The 19,421-nt window shown below is 68.4% G+C and carries 16 protein-coding genes; 4 read left to right on the top strand and 12 right to left on the bottom strand.

From position 1 onward, the window contains the following. Nucleotide 1: 1 nt before the first annotated feature. From E0W80_RS16125 to E0W80_RS16115, 3 genes are all read right to left on the bottom strand, one after another. Nucleotides 2-817: a GntR family transcriptional regulator gene (locus tag E0W80_RS16125; RefSeq protein WP_047522400.1), complete on the bottom strand. Its 816-nt coding sequence runs from the start codon at nt 815-817 to the stop codon at nt 2-4. Nucleotides 818-1,160: 343 nt separating this feature from the next. Further along, nucleotides 1,161-2,324 carry an acyl-CoA dehydrogenase family protein gene (locus E0W80_RS16120; protein ID WP_047522398.1) on the bottom strand — a complete coding sequence of 388 codons (1,164 nt, stop codon included), beginning with the start codon at nt 2,322-2,324 and terminating at the stop codon, nt 1,161-1,163. A 152-nt stretch (nt 2,325-2,476) separates the two neighbouring features. Further along, nucleotides 2,477-3,406, bottom strand: a complete 930-nt coding sequence (locus tag E0W80_RS16115) for a M15 family metallopeptidase (RefSeq protein ID WP_131494022.1) — start codon at nt 3,404-3,406, stop codon at nt 2,477-2,479. 74 nt (nt 3,407-3,480) lie between these two features. On the opposite strand from E0W80_RS16115, the gene E0W80_RS16110 reads away from it, so the two are divergent. Genes E0W80_RS16110 through E0W80_RS16100 form a run of 3 tightly spaced genes read left to right on the top strand, consistent with a single transcriptional unit; the run spans nt 3,481 to nt 5,362 of the window. Continuing rightward, entirely contained in the window at nt 3,481-4,527 is a 1,047-nt protein-coding gene (locus E0W80_RS16110) for an Rv2578c family radical SAM protein (protein ID WP_131494020.1), read from the top strand. A gap of 27 nt (nt 4,528-4,554) precedes the next feature. Next, a complete protein-coding gene (locus E0W80_RS16105; RefSeq protein WP_131494018.1) occupies nt 4,555-4,764 on the top strand; it encodes a hypothetical protein in 210 nt (69 codons plus the stop codon). Between the two features lie 58 nt (nt 4,765-4,822). After that, on the top strand, nt 4,823-5,362 hold the full coding sequence (locus tag E0W80_RS16100; protein WP_047522390.1) for a YaeQ family protein: 540 nt from the start codon (nt 4,823-4,825) through the stop codon (nt 5,360-5,362). Between the two features lie 138 nt (nt 5,363-5,500). Here E0W80_RS16100 and E0W80_RS16095 read toward each other — a convergent pair whose 3' ends face one another. Then, a complete protein-coding gene (locus E0W80_RS16095) occupies nt 5,501-7,693 on the bottom strand; it encodes a DEAD/DEAH box helicase (RefSeq protein ID WP_131494016.1) in 2,193 nt (730 codons plus the stop codon). A gap of 282 nt (nt 7,694-7,975) precedes the next feature. Here E0W80_RS16095 and E0W80_RS16090 point away from each other — a divergent pair, with 282 nt between their 5' ends. Beyond that, a complete protein-coding gene (locus tag E0W80_RS16090) occupies nt 7,976-8,872 on the top strand; it encodes an aldose 1-epimerase family protein (protein ID WP_131494014.1) in 897 nt (298 codons plus the stop codon). Between the two features lie 162 nt (nt 8,873-9,034). Here the strand turns inward: E0W80_RS16090 and E0W80_RS16085 are convergent, their stop codons facing one another. From E0W80_RS16085 to E0W80_RS16050, 8 genes are all read right to left on the bottom strand, one after another. Further along, nucleotides 9,035-12,244, bottom strand: coding sequence for an efflux RND transporter permease subunit (locus E0W80_RS16085; protein ID WP_131494012.1), 3,210 nt, complete (start codon nt 12,242-12,244; stop codon nt 9,035-9,037). A gap of 16 nt (nt 12,245-12,260) precedes the next feature. Beyond that, nucleotides 12,261-12,848 (bottom strand): TetR family transcriptional regulator, encoded by a 588-nt coding sequence (locus E0W80_RS16080; protein WP_131494011.1) that lies wholly within the window; start codon nt 12,846-12,848, stop codon nt 12,261-12,263. A 78-nt stretch (nt 12,849-12,926) separates the two neighbouring features. Next, on the bottom strand, nt 12,927-13,940 hold the full coding sequence (locus E0W80_RS16075; protein ID WP_131494009.1) for a DMT family transporter: 1,014 nt from the start codon (nt 13,938-13,940) through the stop codon (nt 12,927-12,929). Next, the gene (locus E0W80_RS16070) at nt 13,937-15,118 is read right to left on the bottom strand and encodes a Gfo/Idh/MocA family oxidoreductase (protein WP_205802383.1); all 1,182 of its coding nucleotides are present in this window, start codon (nt 15,116-15,118) and stop codon (nt 13,937-13,939) included. Before E0W80_RS16070 ends, E0W80_RS16075 begins: the two co-directional genes overlap by 4 nt. A 41-nt stretch (nt 15,119-15,159) precedes the next feature. Continuing rightward, a complete protein-coding gene (locus tag E0W80_RS16065; RefSeq protein WP_131494007.1) occupies nt 15,160-16,218 on the bottom strand; it encodes a LacI family DNA-binding transcriptional regulator in 1,059 nt (352 codons plus the stop codon). 3 nt (nt 16,219-16,221) lie between these two features. Beyond that, nucleotides 16,222-17,115 carry a carbohydrate ABC transporter permease gene (locus E0W80_RS16060; RefSeq protein WP_194239336.1) on the bottom strand — a complete coding sequence of 298 codons (894 nt, stop codon included), beginning with the start codon at nt 17,113-17,115 and terminating at the stop codon, nt 16,222-16,224. Continuing rightward, entirely contained in the window at nt 17,108-18,067 is a 960-nt protein-coding gene (locus E0W80_RS16055; RefSeq protein WP_131494005.1) for a sugar ABC transporter permease, read from the bottom strand. The genes E0W80_RS16060 and E0W80_RS16055 overlap by 8 nt, the downstream gene beginning before the upstream one ends. 4 nt (nt 18,068-18,071) lie before the next feature. Beyond that, entirely contained in the window at nt 18,072-19,340 is a 1,269-nt protein-coding gene (locus E0W80_RS16050) for a sugar ABC transporter substrate-binding protein (RefSeq protein ID WP_131494004.1), read from the bottom strand. Nucleotides 19,341-19,421 lie beyond the last annotated feature (81 nt).

Genomic DNA, 19,421 nt, shown 5'->3' with positions numbered 1-19,421 from the left:
GTCAGCGCAGGACGGTCGGATAGCGGCCGGATGCGGTCTCGGTGGAGATGCCTGCGGCGTCGAACCCGGTGTCGACGCTGACGCGCAGGCGGTCGGTCCGCACCGAAGCGCGGGAGAAGTCGATGGGCTGTCCGGCCTGGTCGTAGGCGACGGCTTCGACCACGACGATCGGATGCCCCGGCTCGACCTCGAGCAGACTCGCCAACGCTCGGTCCGCGGCGACGGCTTCGATCGTGCGGTGCATGCGAGCGATGCGGACCCCTGCCACGTTCCGGATCGCGGCGTAGAGACTCGCGCGCGGGTCGCGGAGATCGGGCAGCACTCCGGCGAAGCGCGACGGCAGGTAGTTGATCACGTGCACGGCGGTCCGGGCTCCCACGGCGCGCACGCGTTCGAGCACGAATCCCATACCGTCGGGCGAGTCACGGCCGACGACCGCCGCCGCCCAGGACGGGAGGGGTTCGATGCCGGCGCGGAGGATCTCGGAGCTCAGTGCGCTGCGTCCGTCCTCGCTGTACTCGCCGAGGAGGCTCGGCGCCGAGGGCAGGGTCCACGCCGAGGGACCTTGCGCCCGCTCGACGAATGCGCCCTTGCCCTGCTGACGGGAGATGATGCCTGCGCTTTCGAGCCGGGACAGGGCATCGCGAACGGACGTGCGAGATGCGGAGAAGTGGTCGCGCAACGCGCTCTCGCTCGGCAGCCGGTCACCCGGCGCCCAGGTCCCCTGCGCGATCTCGCCCTCGATGGCGCGCATGATCTGGAACCAGATCGGGGCGGTCGACGTACGGTCGAGCAGCGGCATGGTGAGCGTGGACATTCCGGCCTCTTCGATGAGCGGGTACGGGGACTTCGTCGTTCCCCGAGTCGGACATCTCGTATCCGACATGTATCGATCATGGTGCAGGACATGTATCCCATGAAGAGACAAGTCAAGAGAATGATCCACGAGCTTCATCACTGCGAAGATATGCGCTCTGATCAGGAATTCGCGCCGCCTGCTTCCCCGCACCCACGCCGGATGCGGCGCGCGCTACCGCCCATTCCCGCCCGACCGTCGATACAAGTCACCCCGCTTCGCACGGCCCGACCGCGCGTGCGGGATCAAAAACGCACCCCCGGAGCATTCCAGAGGTGCGTTTTTGATCTCGCGCGGGAAGGTGTCAGCGCTTGCCGGCGATCTGGCGGCCGACGAGATCGCGCATGATCTCGTTCGTGCCGCCGTAGATGCGGTGCACCCGAGCATCCGTGAAGGCGCGGGCGATCGGGTACTCCATGATGTAGCCGTACCCGCCGTGCAGCTGCACGCCCGTGTCGAGCACCTCCCACTCGCGCTCGGTCGCCCAGAACTTGACCTTGGCGGCGTCCTCGGCGGTGAGCGTGCCGTCCTTGTAGGCGAGCAGCGCGCGGTCGATGTACGCCCACATCGCGTCGGTGGTGGCCGACATGTCGGCGAGGCGGAAGCGGGTGTTCTGGAAGTCGGCGATGCGCTCGCCGAATGCCTCGCGGTCCTTCGTGTAGGCGACGGTCCAGTCGAGGGCGGCCTGCGCAGCGGCGGCGGCCGCGACACCGATCGAGAGACGCTCGAGCGGGAGGTTGAGCATCAGCTGGATGAAGCCCTGGCCCTCCTTGCCGCTGATGAGGTTCTCTTCAGGGATGAACACGTCGGTGAAGCTGAGCTCGGCCGTGTCCCAGCCGTGGAAGCCCATCTTGCTGAGCTTCTTCCCCTGGTCGAAGCCCTCCATGCCCTTCTCCACGAGCAGCAGACTGAACGCGTCGGGACGGTTGCCCTCGCCGGTCTTCACGAAGGTCACGACGACGTCGGCCGTGGTGCCCGAGGAGATGAACGTCTTCGCGCCGTTGAGGATGTAGCCGCCGTCGACCTTCTTGGCGTTGGTCTTGATGCCGCGCAGATCCGAACCCGCTCCGGGATCGGTCATGGCGAGCGCACCGAGCACTTCGCCCGTGGCCATGCGCGGCAGCCACTTCTCCTTCTGCTCCTGGGTCCCCATGTGCACGAGGTAGGGCACGGCCAGGTCGTCCTGGATGCCGAAGGCCCCTGCCAGCGAACCCGCACCGGCGGCGATGACCTCTTCCATGACGATCGTGCGGAAACGGTAGTCCTGCAGCATCCCGGCGCCGCCGAACTCCTCGGGGACCGACAATCCGATCAGACCCGCCTCGCCGGCAGCCAGCATCGTGGCCCGGTCGATCTCCCCCGCGGCATCCCACCGCTCGATCGCTTCGCCCGTCACGTGGCGCTTGACGAAGTCCTTGACCAGGTCTCGGAATGCCTCGTGATCCTCGTCGTAGATGTCGCGTTCCATGCCGTCCTCCTGAACGTCTCATGCATCGTTGCTCCGGAGATTCTACGTCCCCGCAGGCGGGTGATACAGCACGTTGTGAGAATGCATCCCATATATCGTGACACTGGGTATCGCCGTTGTCGGATGCCGCAACGACCGCGGATCGCGTCGATTCAGTGCCCGTAATCGGGGGCCGCCGGGAGCCCGAAGAACTCCTCCAGCGTGTGATATCCGCCGTCGTGATACGCCGCCGCGAGGTCGACGCCGACGTAGCGGAGATGCCAGGGCTCCGGCGCATAACCGGTCACCGGCGTGCCGACCTGTTCGTATCGGACGATGAACCCGTACTCCCAGGCGTGCGCGGCGACCCAGTCGCTCTGCGCCGTCCCGCCGAACCCGTCCAGGCCCCCGCAGCCGGAACCGCAGGCCACCACGTCGATGGCCAGACCCGTCTGATGCTCGCTGTGCCCGGGGCGGGCCGACCCCGCATCCGCGCCCTGCTGACCCTGCGCACGCACGTGCGAGTCGTACGTCGACACCTGCAGTCCGTACGAGCGGTAGCCGTTGTTCGCGCCGATGCGGCCGACCCCTGCCTCGACCGCCGCATCCGCCATCGCGCCGACGGCAGCGGCCACCTCGGTGCGCACCCGACCGGATGGCGTCGTCATCTGCAGCGGCACGGAGGCGAGATCCGAGGGCTCGTACTCGGGTGGATCCAGCGGAAGCGACTTGTTCACCACGACCCAGAGACGTGCCGGGTCGGTGAGCGAGACGCAGGGAGCGTTGCCCGCGACGACCGCATCGCGAAAAGCCCGTCCACCCCCGAAGCCCGCGATCGTGGCCACATCGTCACCGTCGGCGACCGCCTGCTGCACGGCCGGGTCCGCACACGGGTCGGCGGCCGTCGTCGCCCCCACCTGCACGGTCGGCACCTGCAGCACCGCGACCGGCTCCGGCATGGGGACAGCGTCCGATGACGCCGACGGCAGGGACCCGAGGGACAGCAGCACGCCGATCGCGGTCACCGCCACCCCGATCGGCAGTGCAGGACCCCGGATCGGGGACCGCGGCGCCGCATGCTGAGCGTGCGGCAGAACGGGCATTACCCCATTGTCTCATTCGAAGATAAGTCTCAGAGTCTCTTGCATCGCATTCGTTATTCTGTTCGAATAGAGGAATGCGGTGGCAGGGACAGAAGCTCGGAGAGGTGGATGCCTCAGCGCTGCCGGGGATGGAAGATCGCAGCAACGTGCTGCGCACGGTGACGACTCCCGAGTTCGCGGGCATGACGTTTCACGAGGTGCTGTCGAAGTCGGCCCTGAACCACGTGCCCGGTGCCTCCCGGATGCCCTTCGCCTGGACGATCAACCCCTACCGCGGATGCAGTCATGCCTGCGTCTACTGCTTCGCCCGCGGCACGCACGAGTATCTCGACCTGGACGGCGGCTCCGACTTCGACTCGCAGATCGTCGTCAAGGTCAACGTGGTGGAGGTGCTCGAGAAGGAGTTGCGCAAGGGGAGCTGGGAGCACGAGACCGTGGCCCTGGGCACCAACACCGATCCGTATCAGCGCGCCGAAGGGCGATACAAGCTCATGCCGGGCATCATCGAGACGCTCGCCGCCTCGGGTACGCCGATGTCGATCCTCACCAAAGGCACGTTGATCCGCCGCGACATCCCCCTGCTCGTGAAGGCCGCTGAGCGGGTGCCCGTCGACGTGCAGATGTCCATCGCGATGTACGACGATGAGTTGCAGAAGGCGATCGAACCCGGCACCCCGACCACGCAGGCCCGTCTCGACACGGTGCGTGCACTGACGGATGCCGGTTTCCGCGTCACCGTCTTCCTGATGCCGATCATGCCGCATATGACCGACTCACTCGAGGCGATCGACAACGCGCTCCTGCGCATCAAGGAGGCCGGGGCTCGCAGGGTCGTCTACGGCGCCCTGCACCTGCGACCGGGCGTGAAGCCGTGGTTCTTGCAGTGGCTCGACACTCACCGGCCCGACCTGGTCTCCTCGTATCGCGGCCTCTATCCGGGGGCCTCCGTCGAGGCTCCGAAGCCGTACCGGCAGTGGCTCGCCAAACGCGCGCGTCCCCTCATCCGGATGCACGGGCTCGATGGCCGTCATGAAGACGACTATCCCCGGCGCGACCGCCCGACGTTCACACCGTCACCGGCCAGGACGGCCGCACCCGAGCCGCAGCCGATGCTCTTCTGAGGGAGGCACCCGCGCTACGGTGGACGCATGTTCCGTGGATTCGTGGCCCTGTTGTTCCTCGGCGGTCTGGCAGCCGCTGTCGTCGGAACTCTCCTCCCGCTCGGCGGAGGCACCACTCTGTCGCTGCTGGGAGCCGCGGCGTTCGGGGCATCCTTGGTACTCATCGGCATGGTGCTGCTCCGCGACCGCGACGAGCAGCGGGCCGGGCTTCCCGAGAAGGTCGACGCCTCGCGCTGATCGCCTTCGCCGGGGTCGCGGTCGGGGCCCCGCTCCCAGCCGCGTAGGCTCGGTGATCATGGCGATCGGTTCCACAGTCCACACATTCGAGGTGCAGCTCGCTGACACCGATCGCGGCGTCTACGAGGACTACTCCCTGCGCGTGGCGCGGCATCCGTCCGAGACCGACGCGTATATGCTCACCCGCGTGCTCGCCTACGGGCTCGAGTTCGCGGAGGGCATCGCGTTCGGCGGCAGCATCTCATCGACCGAGGAGCCCGCCGTTCTCGTGCGCGACCTCACCGGCCTCATCACCACGTGGGTCGAGATCGGTGCACCCGACGCTGAACGACTTCACTACGGCAGCAGACTCGCCGAGCGCACCGTCGTGTACACCCACCGTGACCCCGCCAAAGTGATGGCACCGTGGGCGGACAAGCGCATCCACCGCCGAGAAGACCTCCGCGTCCACAGCTTCGACCCCGGCTTCATCGACACCGCGGCCACCCTGATCGAGCGCCGGAACACGATGACCCTGACCGTGACCGAGGGCGTCCTCTACCTCGACCTCAACGGCACGAACCTCACCTCGACAGTGCACGTGCACGAGCTGGCCTGACTCCGCCCTCGCTCTCGCCGCACGGCCGTTCACAACTCAGGAAGAATGACGCCGAAAGGCCCCGGAAACCGTGTTCCCAGGGCCTTTCGGCAGACTTTTGCGGAGTTGTGAACGGCCGCAGCTCGCGACCGCCCCGACTCAGGCAGTCAGGTCGGCCGCTGTCGGCACGCGGCCGGCGATCTCCTCGATGATGTCGTCGTCGAGGCGCGCGTTCTCGAACGGCGCGTCGATCTCGGCACGGTCGAGCAGCTCGGTCATGCGACGCTGGCGCTGACGCGTGATCAGCGTCACGACGCGGCCCGAACGACCCGCTCGCCCGGTACGGCCCGAACGGTGCAGGTACGTCTTGTACTCGTCCGGGGCATCGGCCTGCACGACCAGGTCGATGTCGTCGACGTGGATGCCGCGGGCGGCGACGTCCGTCGCGACGAGCACGTTCACGCGGCCCGAGGTCAGACGCTCCAGGTTGCGCGTGCGCTTCGCCTGGTTCAGGTCACCGTGCAGCGAGACCGCGGGGATGCCGGCGTCGTCGAACTGCTCGGCCAGCATGTCGGCGTAGGCACGGGTGCGAGCGAAGACGAGGGTCTTGCCCTCGCGGTCGACGAGCGACGTGAGGATGTCGGCCTTGTCACGGTGCTCGATCACCAGCACCCGGTGCTCGATCGTGCTGGAGTCCTGGTCCTCCCCGGCGACCTCGTACACGGCGGGGTCCACGAGGAACTCGTCGACGAGCGCCGCGACCTCGCGGTCGAGCGTGGCCGAGAACAGGAGCTTCTGGCTGCCGTCCGCAGTGTGACGCAGGATGCGCTGCACGGGCTCGACGAAGCCGAGCTCGCACATGTGGTCGGCCTCGTCGAGCACCGCGATGCGGCAGTCCGAGAGGTCGAGCTTGCCCTGGTTGATGAGGTCTTCGATACGACCGGGCGTGCCGATGACGATGTCGACGCCCTTCTTGAGCGCGCCCACCTGGCGGCCCTGCGGCACACCACCGTAGATCTGCGTGGTGAACAGGCCGACGCTGCGGGCGATGGGCTGGATCGTACGGTCGATCTGCAGCGCGAGCTCGCGCGTCGGCGCGAGGATGATCGCGCGCGGCGACCGTCCGAACTCACGGCGCTTGCCGGCCTGCGACTGCAGCACGCGCTCGACGAGCGGGGCGCCGAAGGCGATGGTCTTGCCCGAACCGGTGCGCCCGCGAGCGAGCACGTCGCGACCGCCGAGCACGGCGGGGATGCTGGCCGCCTGGATCGGGAACGGCGTGGCCGCCCCCATGCCGGCGAGGGTCTCGACGATGTTCGAGCCGAGACCGAGGTCGCCGAAGGTCACACCGTCGACCTCGACCGCCGCGACGGACTTCGCCTCGAGGCGCTCATGCACCACGTCGTCACCCGGCGCGAACTTGGCTCCGGTGGAGGCCGGGCGGCCGGTGGCGTTCCAGTCGTTGCGGCTCGGACGCTCGTTGCGCGCCGGACGCCCCCGCGTGTCCGAGGTCAGCGGGCGCGGACGCTCGGTGCGGTAGGCCCCACCGGTCGACGGACGTGACCGCTCATCGCGGCCGCCCTCGTACGAACGCTGCGTGCGGTCGCGGTCGAAGGCACGGCGTGCGCGGTCGGCGTCATAGGAACGCTCGGCACCACGGTCGTCACGGCGCGGACGCTCGTCACGGTCATACCGGGGACGCTCGGCCCCACGGTCGCTGTTGTACCGGGGACGCTCGGCACCGCGGCGGTCGTCGCGGCCAGGGCGCCCACCGTCGCGGTGGTCGTTGTCACGGAAGCCCTGACGCTGAGTGCCTGCGCGGTCGTCACGGCGCGGACGGTCACCGCCGCGGTCATCGCGGTAGGTTCCGGGACCGGTGGGGCGCTGTCCGCCACGGTCGTCACGCCGCGGACGGTCGTCGAACCGTCCGCCGGAGCTGGGCCGGTCGTTGTACCGCGGACGGTCGGAGCGCTCGTCGAAGCGGGGGCGCTCGTTGCGGTGGTGCGGGGCCTCGCGACGCCCGGACTCGGCGCGGTTGCGGATGCCACGGGCTTCATCGCGGCCCGCGCGCTCGGATGCGCTCCAGCGCTGCTTGGGCGCACCCGTCTCGGCCTCGGCCGGACGGTAGCCGCGGTGGCCGGCGCTGCGGCTGCCGGGACGCCGGTCGTAGCCACCGGCGGCGGGCGCGGAGCGACGCTCCCCGGCATCCGATCGTCCACCACGCTCGGTGCGCGCCCCGTCACGGGCGGGCCCACCGTTGTGACGATCGTGGAAGGAGGTCTTCTTCGCGCCGTAGCGCGGCTCGAAGTTCGCGGACGGGCGTCCGCCCTTGGGCTTCTTGTTCTTCGGCATTGCGGTGTCTTCCTGTGTTCTCGCACGAGAACAGCGCCGCGCGCACGCGCGAGCACCCTGCGCCTGATCGGGCTCGATCAGCGGGGTTCCGGACTGTCAGCGGCCGGGGCCATTCATGTGATGGTTGATTAGCGTCGAGCGACGCTCACCATCGGCCCCTGGACTCACACTTCATACACAGAAAACGTCCGCGCCAACGCGCGGGTGTCCGAAGCCGACCGTCCGATACTACCGGACGCACCTGAGAGAGTGCTGCCGCAGGCGTGGCCGTACGATGTCGAGGTGAGTACCGCTTCCCCCACCGGCGCCCAGATCACCCTCCGACGCGGCGAGGTGGATGCGCAGATCGCCCAGGTCGGTGCGTCCCTGCGCTCCCTGCGCATCGGCGGTGTCGATCTCGTGCCGCCGTATCCCCTCGACCTGCCGACTCCCGCGTGTTCCGGTGTGGTGCTCGTGCCGTGGCCGAACCGGGTGCGCGACGGACGCTGGGATGACGACGGCACCGCGCGAGCGCTCGCGATCACCGAGCCGAAGTTGAACAATGCGAGCCACGGACTGCTGCGCTTCACCTCCTACGAGGTGTCGCAGACCGACACCGAAGCTGTGCTGCGAGCGACCATCGTGCCGCAGACCGGCTATCCGTATCTGATCGAGACCGCGGTGACCTACACCCTCGCCTCCGACGGCATCCAGGTCGCGCACGCCCTCACCAACCGCTCGGACACCCCGGCGCCGGTCGCGCTGGGCACGCATCCGTTCGTCACGATCGGTGATGTCGACCCGCACGACCTCACGCTGAGGATCCCCGCGAAGACCGCGTTCGAGACCGATGAGCGGATGCTGCCGACCGGGACGCGTCCGGCGGATACCGCGCTGCGGGATGGCGTCCGCCTGGGAGACGTGAGCCTCGACACCGGCTTCACCGATCTCACGCGCGACCCGGACGGGCGGGTACGCCACTCGCTCACCGCACCGGACGGCCGTCGCGTGACCCTGTGGCAGGGTGAGGGCTTCGACTACGTGCAGGTGTACACCACACCCGCTTATCCCGGACAGAGCCTCGCGGTCGCGATCGAGCCGATGACCGCGCCCGCCGATGCGCTCAACAGCGGCCTCGGCATCCGCCGCCTCGCCCCGGAAGAGACCTGGACACTGCACTGGGGCATCACGTTCAGCTGACCTGTTCCGACCCGTCGCAGCGTCGGGCCGTTGACAACTCCTCAAGGATCGACTCGAAAGGCCCCGGATCACGCATCTGCCTGCGGATCCGGGGCCTTTCTGCGGAGTTGTGAACGCGCGTGAGTTGTGACCGTCCGCCGGAACCCCCGACGGACGGACCCACTACTCCCGGTCGCGCAGTTCGCGCCGGGTGAGCTGCCGTGCGTGCGGCAGACCAGACGCGTCGATCAGCACCGAACCGGCCGGAGCTGCCGCAGCGCCCGACGCATCCGGCCCGACCGGAGCATCCGGCTCGGGCGCCCCGCCGGCATCCGACCCGCCCGCCTTGCGCGCCGCCCGCCGCTCCTTGGCACCCTCGACGAGGTTGTAGAGCGTCGGCAGCACGATCAGTGTCAGCACGGTCGAGGACAGGAGTCCGCCGATCACGACGATCGCCAGCGGCTGGGAGATGAACCCGCCGTGCCCGGTGATGCCGAGCGCCATCGGGGTGAGGGCGAGGATCGTCGCGAGCGCGGTCATGAGGATCGGACGCAGACGCTTCTCCCCGCCGGCCTTGACCGCCTCGACGGTCGACAGCCCCTTCTCCCGATACTGGTTCACCAGGTCGACGAGCACGATCGCATTCGTCACCACGATGCCGATCAGCATCAGCACACCGATCAGCGAGGCGACACCGAGCGGCACTCCCGTGACGATCTGCAGCAGGATCGCGCCGGTCGCCGCGAACGGCACCGAGACGAGCAGCAGCAGCGGCTGGCGCAGCGACTTGAAGGTCGCGACCATCACCACGTAGACGATCAGGATCGCCGCGAGCATCGCGAGGCCCAGCTGCGAGAACGAGTCCGCCTGCTGCGACGCCACGCCACCGACCTCGGCGGAAGCACCGTCGGGCAGGTCGACCGCGGCGAGCGCCTCGTTCACCGACTGTGTGGCGGTGGCGAGGTTGTCGGATGCCGGCGGCACCGTGATCGTCGAGGTGCGACGCCCCTGCTCGGTCGTGATCGACGTCGGGCCGTTGCGCTGCTCGACGGTCGCGATGTCCTGCAGCTGCACCACGCCAAGCGGCGTCGGGATCGCCAGCTCCTTGAGCGCCTCGACCGTGGTCGGCGGCTCGGGGGTGACGATGTAGACGGTCAACGCGGTGTCGTCGATCTCGACGGAACCGGCCTGCTGCGGGCGCATGGTGTTCGACACGATCGAGCCGACCGCGACCTCGGAGAGCCCGCGCTGGGCGGCCGCTTCGCGATCGACCACGACCGCGATGTACGGCAGCGAGGCGGCGAGGTTGTCGGTGACCTGACCCACTCCGTCCCGGCCTTCGAGCTCGTCGACGAGTGCCGTGGTCGCGGTCTGCAGGTCATCGGAGTTCGGTGCGCTGACCGTGAGCTCGATGTCGCTCGAGCCGAATCCCGCGGAGGCGGACACGGCCACATCGCCGACCTCGTCACCGAGTCCGTCGATCGCGTCCTGCACATCGGCGCGGAGCTTCTCCTGGTCCGCGTCGGAGTCGGTCAACACCGAGTACGTGACACCCGCTCCGCCCGAGAAGGCATCGCTGAGCGCCGAGCCGCTGGTGCCGATCGAGGCCTGCACGTGCTCGATGCCGTCGATGTCGAGCAGGGCGTCCTCGACCGCGACGGCCGCATCCGACTTCGCCTGCAGGCTCGCCGACGGACCGAGGTCCTGCGTGATGGTCATGGTGTTCTGCCCGGAGTCTCCGAGGAAGTTGACCTTCATCAGCGGTGCCGCGGCGAGCGTGGCGCCGAGCACCACGACAGCCAGGATGACCGTGACACCCGAGTGCTTCAGCGTCCAGGCGAGGATCGGCCGGTACACGCGCTGGAGCTGCGTCGGCGGAGCATCGGGGTGCTCGGGGTCGATCGGCGTTCCATGCTCGTCGAGCAGCGGCTTGCCGGGCTTCAGGAACCAGTAGGCGAGCACGGGCACGATGGTGAGCGCGACCAGGAGCGAGGCCACCATCGCGATCGTCACCGTCATCGCGAACGGTCGGAACAGCTCGCCGACCATGTCGCCGACGAAGACGATCGGCAGGAACACGGCGACGGTCGTGATCGTCGAGGCGGTGATCGCCATCGCGACCTCGCGCACGGCGAGACGGATCGCATCGCCCTTGTCGGCATCGCCGACGTAGTGACGTTTGATGTTCTCGATCACCACGATGGAGTCGTCGACCACTCGACCGATCGCGATCGTGAGCGCGCCGAGCGTCAGCACGTTCAGCGAGTAGCCGAACGCCTGCAATCCGATGAACGTGATGAGCACGCTGGTCGGGATCGAGATCGCCGTCACGAGGGTCGAGCGGATCGAGAGCAGGAAGACCAGGATGACGATCACGGCGAAGACGAGGCCGAGCAGACCCTCCGTCGCGAGCGTCTCGATCGACTGCACGATGAAGGGCGCCTGGTCGAAGATGATCGTGAACTCGGCGTCGGGGAAGGCCTCGCCGATCTCGTCGAGGGCTGCGATCACGCCGTTGGACACCTCGACGGTGTTGGCGGCGGGCAGCTTCGTGATCGAGATCGACAGCGCATCCTTGCCGTCGACCCGCGAGATCGAGGTGACCGGGTCGGACTCCTGCACGACGCTGGCCACGTCGCCGATGGTGAGATCGGTGCCCACCAGCGGCAGCGCCGCGATCTCGTCGACCGAGGTGATCTTGGCTCCGGTCTGCACCGTGAGCGTCTGCCCGTCGGCGGTGATGTCTCCGCCCGGGAACAGGGTGCCGTTCTGCTGCAGCGCCGAGCTGATGGCCTGTGTGCTCTGACCCGCGGCGGCGAGCTTCGCCGTGTCGGGGGTGATGCTGATGCGCTGTCCGACGCCACCGACGATCTCCGCGGCGTTGACCCCGTCGACGTCCTCGAGGTCAGGGATCGCGACGGATTCGAGTTCGGCCTGGGCGTTGTCGGCATCCTCGAATCCGGTGACGGCGACCTGGATCACGGGGAAATCATCGATCGACACCGACAGCACCTGCGGGCTGACGTCTTCGGGCAGTTGCGACGAGATCCGGTTGATCGCCTGCTGGATCTTCTGCTCGGCTGTGGCGAGGTTCGTGCCGTAGGCGAACATCGCCTGGACGATCGAGGCGTTCGTGGTGCTGGTCGCGGTGGTCGACTCAAGCCCGGGGACACCCTGGATCGCCGACTCGACCGGCGTCGACACGTCATTCTCGACCACCTCGGGCGAGGCCCCGGGGTAGGTCGTCATGACGACGAGCGCCGGCAGCTCGAGCGAAGGGATGAGCTCCTGCTTGAGGTTCGTGAGCGCGAGCCCGCCGAACACCGCCGCGACGATGGTGATGAGGGCGATGAGCGCACGGTTCTTGAGGCTCAGGATGGCGAGTTTCGACAAGGCGTTTTCCTCGGTGTCAGGGTGTGGCTGTCGTTGCGGTCGGAGTGGAGACGGAATCTCCGAGGATCCGCGCCAGTGCGGTCTCGATGAAGGGCTGTGCCAGGCGGTCGTCGCGGATCTGCATGTTCCACATGACGCCGTCGATGAAGATCATCGCTGCACGGGCCCGATCTTCACCATAGGTCGGTTCGAGGAGTTCCACGAGTCGGTCGGAGAGGTGGCGAGCGAGTTCGCGCAGCCGCGGATCGTGCACGGCAGCGGTCACCACCGCGCGGTCGGCCTGGACGGCGTGCGCGTCCTCCATGCTGTCGGCGATCAGGGTGGCGATCGTGTGCGGCGAGACGCCGCGCTCGGCGAGGGTCTGACGGACACCGTCGAGGCGCGCGTCAACCTCTTCGGCAAGCGCGCGGAAGGCCGCAGCACGGAGGTCGTCGAGGGTGTCGAAGTACTGAGTCGTCGCACCGAGGGGCACGCCGGCGCGGGCGGCCACCATACGGTGCGTGACGGCCTCGGCGCCCACCTCGACGATCAGTTCCGCCGCGGCGGTCACGATCTCCCGGCGGCGCGCCTCAGGGTCACGTCGCCGACGCGCACCATGCTTCATCCCGCCCCCTTGGACATCCGTACATGTACTTTTGTACATTTCGGGATTGTGAGGATGCTGGGAGCGGGCCGTGCGGGATCAAAAACGGACCGGGCGTCGCGTGTTCCGGCCCCTTTCTGATCCCGCAACATTCGATGGATGGAACTTCATGCGGATCACGGCGAGCATGCCCGCGAGGGTGAGGACGATGCCCCCCGCCTGCATGGGCCCCGGCAGCGGGGAGAGACCGACGGCAGCAGAGGCGACGCCGACGACCGGCGGTACGGCCAGGCCGAGAAGCGCAGCATAGGCGGGGCCCGCGGTCAGAATGATGCGGTGCTGCACCACGTAGGCGGGCACGTAGATCCCCAACCCCAGCACCAACAGGGCGATGAGCGTGACCAGCGCCACCGGCCCGCCGCCGCTCACCTCCGCGGCCGCCCACACCACCAGCGGCATGCTCCCCAGGGTGAAGACGGGCAGGATGCGCGGGGTCATCGGGCCGCGGTAGTCCCGATTGACGTGGGCGAAGTAGAGCCCGTAGACGGCCATCGAGAGCATCGCGCCGACGGCCGCCAGCACCCCCCAGACGAGGCCGGACTCTGCGGCACCGCGCAGGCGGGGAACGATGTACAGCACGGCACCAGCGATGGCGATGACGGTCGCTACCAGTACGAGGGGCCGAACCCGAGCTCTCGTCAGCAGGCTCTCCAGAAGAAGCACGACGACGGGGGACAGCGCGAGGATGAGGCTGGGGATGGTGGGCCCGGCGAACGCGATCGCGATGGTCGAGAGCATCGTGTAGCCTGCGACGCCGGTGAAGGCGAGCACCCCGAGCTGCCACCAGGTGTAGCGGCGAGCGGAGACGGGCGGGTGCGTCGGCGCGGATCGCCTTCCGCCCCGGCGCGACAGCAGCGCGAGCAGCAGGAGTCCGAGCGCCGCGAAGCCGGTGCGCCCTGCAGACACCACGCCGACGCCGGCTCCCTCCAGCGTGTATCCCGCGACGACCCAGGTCGCCGCGAGGAGCACGACCAACGCGAGGGATTCGAGCGCGAGCCGCACGCGATCGGTGCTCGATGAGACCGATCTCGTGGCGACCCGCGGTGCGCTCATACCAGCGCGGCCTCGACCTGACCCCGCTCGAAGTAGGCGACGAGGTCGGGATCCAGCGGGGGGATCTCGATCGCGGAGCCGTCACCCCGCAGCGACGCGGTGGCGAGGATGCCGGCAGCGACGGCCTCGCGCGCCGCGATCGGTGACGTCGCCGTCAGACCACCGTGCCGCACGAACCGCAGGAACTCGGCGACGAGCAGCGCATCGGCGCCGTCGTGCCCCGCGTCCGGGACCTCGGGAACGATGAAGGTCTCGTCGGCGTCGGCCGCGCCCGCATGCCTCCGATTCCACAGCTTGACCTCGCTGCCGGCCACGTCGCCGAAGTTCTCGATGCGCCCCTCGGTGCCGATCACGGTGTAGTTGCGCCAGTAGTCGGGCGTGAAGTGGCACTGCTGGTACGACGCGAAGATCCCGCCCTCCAGCTGCATGTTCACCATCGAGATGTCCTCGACGTCGACCACCGGGTGCAGGCCGGTGAGCGCGGTCGGCGGCCAGTTGTCCATGCTGAACCAGTCCGGCATCCGCTCCCCCGTCCGGTCACGCCGGTCGGTGATCTCGCCGTACACGCTCAGCGCCCCCATCGCGGAGACCCTCTCGGTGTACGCGCCGGCGAGCCAGTGGATGATGTCGATGTCGTGCGCGCCCTTCTGCAGGAGCAGTCCCGTGGTGCGGCGGCGGTCGGCGTGCCAGTCCTTGAAGTAGAAGTCGCCGCCGTGGCCGACGAAGTGCCGCACCCACACGGCCTTGACCTGTCCGATGCGCCCGGTCTGGATGAGTCCGCGCATGAGGGTGATCACGGGCATGTGTCGCATGTTGTGGCCGATGTAGAGCCCGGTGCCGGTGCGGCGCGCGGTCTCGAGCATCCGGTCGGCGTCGGCGAGGTCGATCGCGAGGGGCTTCTCGCAGAACACCGGCACTCCGGCTTCGAGTGCCCGGATGCTGAGGGCGGCGTGCGTGTCGTCGGGGGTGAGCACCATGACGGCGTCGACGCCCGAGGCCAGGAGCTCATCGAGCGAATCGGTGATGAGCGCATCCGTGACGAGGGCGCGGGCGTCCTCGCGAGCGCGCAGAGCGAGGTCGCACACGGCGCTGATGCGTGATCCGTGCCCGGGGCGATGCACCTCTTCCTGGAGGGTCGAGCGCGCGCCGAAGCCGATGATGCCGATCTGGAGATCCACGATGGTCCTTCTGTGTGATGAGTCTGTGCGGGATGCCGAGGTCAACGGGCCCGCGGTGCGGGGGCGTCGAGGTCGGTGGATCCGCCGGGGAAGAGCGTCCATGCGAAGTCGTGCAGGCGCCCGGGGGTGGGTTCGGTCTCGAGGGCGCGGTCGACGATGATGCGCGCCTGCCTCTCGTAGAAGTCGGTCGGGCCGACGGTCGTCAGTGTGGGCGCGATCAGGCGGGCGTCCGGGGTATTGCCGACGCCCACCACCGCGACGTCGTGTGGCACCCGCAGACCGAGCATGTGCGCGGCGTTGATCGTGGCGATCGCGGCGAAGTCGGTCGTGGCGTACACCGCCCGCGGCCGGTTCTCACCCGAGAGCAACTCGACCGCCGCCGTGAACGCGCTCGCCTGGGTGTCGGCGTACGTCACGGTCCAGTTCGGGTCCGGCTCGATGCCGGCGGCCGCCAGCTTCTCGACGTAGGGCGTGTAGCGCGTGACCTGCTCACCGGCGAGGCGCACCGCTCCCTCGGCGGCGATGCATCCGATCGCGGTGTGCCGCTCCAGCAGATGATCCATCGCGATCTCGCATCCCGGGATCGCGTCGGAGCGGATCACGTCGAATCCCTCGGGTTCGAGGTGCTCGGAGAACACCACCAGACGCTGCCCGCGCCGGACGAGGTCGGCGAGGTTCTGCCGCGCCGACTCGTCGAGTCCCACGCCGTCCAGATAGGCCACGTCGCTCTCGACGCGGTCGAGCGCGGCATGCCAGTCGCCGTCGGCGAGGATCAGCGTGGTGAGTCCGTGCTTGTTCGCCTCGGCGTTCACCGCGTCGGCCACCGCAAGGGACCACGGGTCGCTGAGCATGTGCAACGAGAGCTGCACCATGCCGCTGCGCCCCGTGCGGATCGCCCGCGCCGCGCTGTTCGGCCGGTAGTTGAGCTCGTCGGCCGCGGCCAGCACCCGCGCGGCCGTGGCCTCGGCGACACCGGCCCCCGAGGCCGCCCCCGCCCGTCCGGAGAACACATACGACACGGTCGCGGTCGACACCCCGGCCCGTTCGGCCACCATGCGCAGTGTCGGGCGCCGAGGCACCTGGTGCTCGCTCTTCGCCATGTCTCAGCCCTTCGATCCGCTGAACGCGATGCCCTGGATGAACTGCCGCTGCAGGATCATGAAGGTCACCAGCATCGGGAGCGTCGCCAGCAGCGCACCCGCCATCAGCACCGGGTAGTCCGTGCCGTGGATGCCGACCAGCTGCGAGAGCCCGACCGACAGCGGCATCTTCGCGGGGTCGGTCGTCACGATCAACGGCCAGAGCAGATCGTTCCAGGACCACAGCACGGTGAACACCACAAGTGCGATGATGCCAGGCTTCGCGAGCGGAACCATGATCCGCCAGAAGGTCTGCCACGGATTCGCGCCGTCGATGCGCGCGGCCTCCTCGAGCTCGGCGGGCATCGACATGAAGAACTGCCGCATCAGGAAGGTGCCGAACGCGCTGAAGATGCCGGGCACGATGAGCGCCTGCAGGGTGTTGAGCCACCCCAGCGACTGGATGATCTCGTACTGCGGCAGCAGGTAGAGCTGCGACGGCACCATCAGCACCGAGAGGAACACCACGAACAGGGCATTGCGCCCGGGGAACGGGATACGTGCGAACGCGTAGCCCGCCATCGTGCACAGCACCACCTGTCCGACCGTGCGCCCGACCGTGAGGAGCACGGAGTTCAGGAACATCTGCCCGAACGGCATCGAGTCGAAGACCTCGGCGAAGTTCGTGAACACCCATTCACGCGGCAGGAACGACGGCGGCACCTGCACCGAGTCCGACAGCGTCTTGAACGAGGTCAGCAGCTGCCAGACGAACGGGAAGACCATCAGCACGGCGCCGAGGAGGAGCACGAGGTGCACGATCCAGAGGCCACGATTCCTCGGCTTCCCGGCGCGCGTGCCCGAGCGGCCCGCGGGAGCGCCGACCACGGCGCGCGTGTCGAGCGAGACGTCACTCATAGTGCACCCACTTCTTCTGCAGACGGAACTGCGCGATCGTGAGGATCAGGATGATCACGAGCAGGAGGAAGGCGACGGCCGCCGCATAGCCGCGGTCGTTGTCGAGGAAGCCCGCTTCGTAGAAGAGATAGACGACGGTGCGGGTGTTCGGCATCGCGGGGTTGCTGCGTCCGAGCATCATGTAGATCAGGTCGAACACCTGCAGCGCCCCGATCACGCTGATCACGCTGACGAAGAAGATCGACGGCGACAGCAGCGGGATCGTGATCGAGAAGAACTTGCGCACAGGACCCGCGCCGTCGAGGTCGGCGGCCTCCATGATCGTGTCGGGGATGCCCTGGAGACCGGCGAGGAAGATCACGATGTTGGTGCCCAGCCCCGCCCAGATCCCGACGACGGCGATCGCGATCAACGCGGTGTTCGGGTCGGTGAGCCAGCTGCGCCCCTCGATGCCGACGGCACCCAGAGCGGCGTTGAGCACCCCGTAGTCGCCGTTGTAGATCATGCGCCAGACCAGCGCGATGGCGGCCGGCATCGTGACGACGGGGATGAAGTACAGCGTGCGGTAGGCGCTGCGGCCCTTGAGCCCGGCGGTGTTCAGCAGGGCGGCGATCCCGACCGCGAGAGGGATGCCGATGAGCGCGATGACCGTGTAGACCGCGGTGTTGCGGAGGGCCCCGATGAGCTCGGGATCCTGGAACAGACGCGTGTAGTTCTCGATGCCCACCCACTCGGACCCGCCGAACGGGCCCGACTTCGTGAACGAGATGATGAGGGTCCGGACGGTCGGCCACAGGTAGAACACGGCGATGCCCAGTGCGGTCGGCCCGAGGAAGACCAGCGCCCACCAGGGCGAAGCTCCGGGACTCCGACGGCGGCGACGGATGCCGGAGCCCTGCGGCTCCGGCATCCGCTCCGCCGTCTCGACCGCGCGCGGCGCGAGGACGGTCATACGATCAGTCCTGCTCGGCGTCCAGTGCCGCCTGCATCTGGGCGGCGAGATCCTGGAGGCCGTCCTTCGAGGTCACCGCACCCGACCACACCTGGGAGAGCACCTCGCTCTCGATGCTCGTCCAGGCGGAGGTGTTCTTGGACACCGGGTACGGGACGGCGTTCTCGAGCGCGTCGATGTAGACCTGCAGGTCGTACTGGGGAAGCGCGTCGACCCACGCCTGCTGCGTGCCCTCGAACGCCGGGATCACGGTGCCGGTCTCGGCCTGGATCTTCGCGGCCTGCTCACCGGAGGCGAACTCGGCGAACATCTTGGCCTCGGCGAGGTGGGCGCTCTTCGCGTTGGCGACGTTTCCGACACCGTGGATCACGCTCTGGTTGCCTTCGGCGCCGGCGGGCAGCGGTGCCACGTCGACGTCACCGCCGATGTCGGCGTTGTCCGCGTAGGCGATGGCCGCCCACGACCCGTTCTGGAACATGGCGACCTTGCCGGAGAGGAAGAAGTCCTCGGGGTTCGTGTCGGTCATCTGCTGTGCCGTGGGCGAAGAGCCGGCGGCGATCAAGTCGGTCCACAGCTCGATGCCGGCGAGCGCTTCGGGCGATCCGTATCCGCTCTTCGTGCCATCGGCGGAGATGACCTCACCACCGGCCTGGGCGATCGAGTTGTAGAAGTTCTCCTGGCCGTACTGGCTCGCCGCGACGCCGAACTGCCCCTTCGCGGGATCGGTGAGCTTCGCGGCGGCCTCGGTGAAGTCATCCCACGTCCACCCCGCCGAGGGGTACTCCACCCCGGCGGCGTCGAACAGCGCCTTGTTGTACCAGAGGGCCACGGTGTCGAAGTCCTTCGGGGCGCCGTAGAGCTTGCCGTCGTAGGTGTACAGGTCGATCAGGCCCTCGGGGTAGTCCGCGGCGTCGATCCCGCCGTCGTCGAGAGGGGCGAGCTGGCCGTTCGAGGCGTACAGCTGGAAGTTCGGGCCGTTCATCCAGAAGACGTCGGCTGCCGAGCCACCCGTCGCGGCGGTCTGCAGCTTGGTGAAGTACTCCTTGTAGGGGGTGACCTGGATGTCGATCGTGACGTTCGGGTGCTCCTTCGTGAACGCCGCGGCGATGTCCTCCATCGCGGGCTTCTGGTTCTCGTCCCAGATGGCGTAGCTGAGGGTGACGTCGCCGTCGGAGCTCTCCCCCGCGGTCGCGGAGGAGCAGGCGCTGAGGGCGAGGACGGCGGCCGCAGACGCGGCGAGGGCGCCCAGAGCGCGGCGGGTCGTACGGGGCATCGGTGTCTCCTTCGACAGTGCACGAGTGCAGGAACGGGTGTTAATCGTTTAGCGTTAATCGATTAGCAAGGAGAGTACCCC

The sequence above is a fragment of the Microbacterium sp. PI-1 genome, from assembly GCF_004337555.1.
Lineage (GTDB): Bacteria > Actinomycetota > Actinomycetes > Actinomycetales > Microbacteriaceae > Microbacterium > Microbacterium aurugineum.
This window is presented reverse-complemented; position numbering and strand designations above follow the sequence as displayed.

Excerpts from the sequence above, each read along its gene's own strand:
- E0W80_RS16095 (WP_131494016.1), bottom strand. The coding sequence starts at position 7,693 with ATGCCGAAGAACAAGAAGCCCAAGGGCGGACGCCCGTCCGCGAACTTC.
- E0W80_RS16125 (WP_047522400.1), bottom strand. The coding sequence starts at position 817 with ATGTCCACGCTCACCATGCCGCTGCTCGACCGTACGTCGACCGCCCCG.
- E0W80_RS16100 (WP_047522390.1), top strand. The coding sequence starts at position 4,823 with ATGGCGATCGGTTCCACAGTCCACACATTCGAGGTGCAGCTCGCTGAC.
- E0W80_RS16060 (WP_194239336.1), bottom strand. The coding sequence starts at position 17,115 with ATGAGTGACGTCTCGCTCGACACGCGCGCCGTGGTCGGCGCTCCCGCG.
- E0W80_RS16110 (WP_131494020.1), top strand. The coding sequence starts at position 3,481 with ATGCGGTGGCAGGGACAGAAGCTCGGAGAGGTGGATGCCTCAGCGCTG.
- E0W80_RS16080 (WP_131494011.1), bottom strand. The coding sequence starts at position 12,848 with ATGAAGCATGGTGCGCGTCGGCGACGTGACCCTGAGGCGCGCCGCCGG.
- E0W80_RS16120 (WP_047522398.1), bottom strand. The coding sequence starts at position 2,324 with ATGGAACGCGACATCTACGACGAGGATCACGAGGCATTCCGAGACCTG.
- E0W80_RS16115 (WP_131494022.1), bottom strand. The coding sequence starts at position 3,406 with ATGCCCGTTCTGCCGCACGCTCAGCATGCGGCGCCGCGGTCCCCGATC.
- E0W80_RS16065 (WP_131494007.1), bottom strand. The coding sequence starts at position 16,218 with ATGGCGAAGAGCGAGCACCAGGTGCCTCGGCGCCCGACACTGCGCATG.
- E0W80_RS16075 (WP_131494009.1), bottom strand. The coding sequence starts at position 13,940 with ATGAGCGCACCGCGGGTCGCCACGAGATCGGTCTCATCGAGCACCGAT.
- E0W80_RS16105 (WP_131494018.1), top strand. The coding sequence starts at position 4,555 with ATGTTCCGTGGATTCGTGGCCCTGTTGTTCCTCGGCGGTCTGGCAGCC.
- E0W80_RS16055 (WP_131494005.1), bottom strand. The coding sequence starts at position 18,067 with ATGACCGTCCTCGCGCCGCGCGCGGTCGAGACGGCGGAGCGGATGCCG.
- E0W80_RS16050 (WP_131494004.1), bottom strand. The coding sequence starts at position 19,340 with ATGCCCCGTACGACCCGCCGCGCTCTGGGCGCCCTCGCCGCGTCTGCG.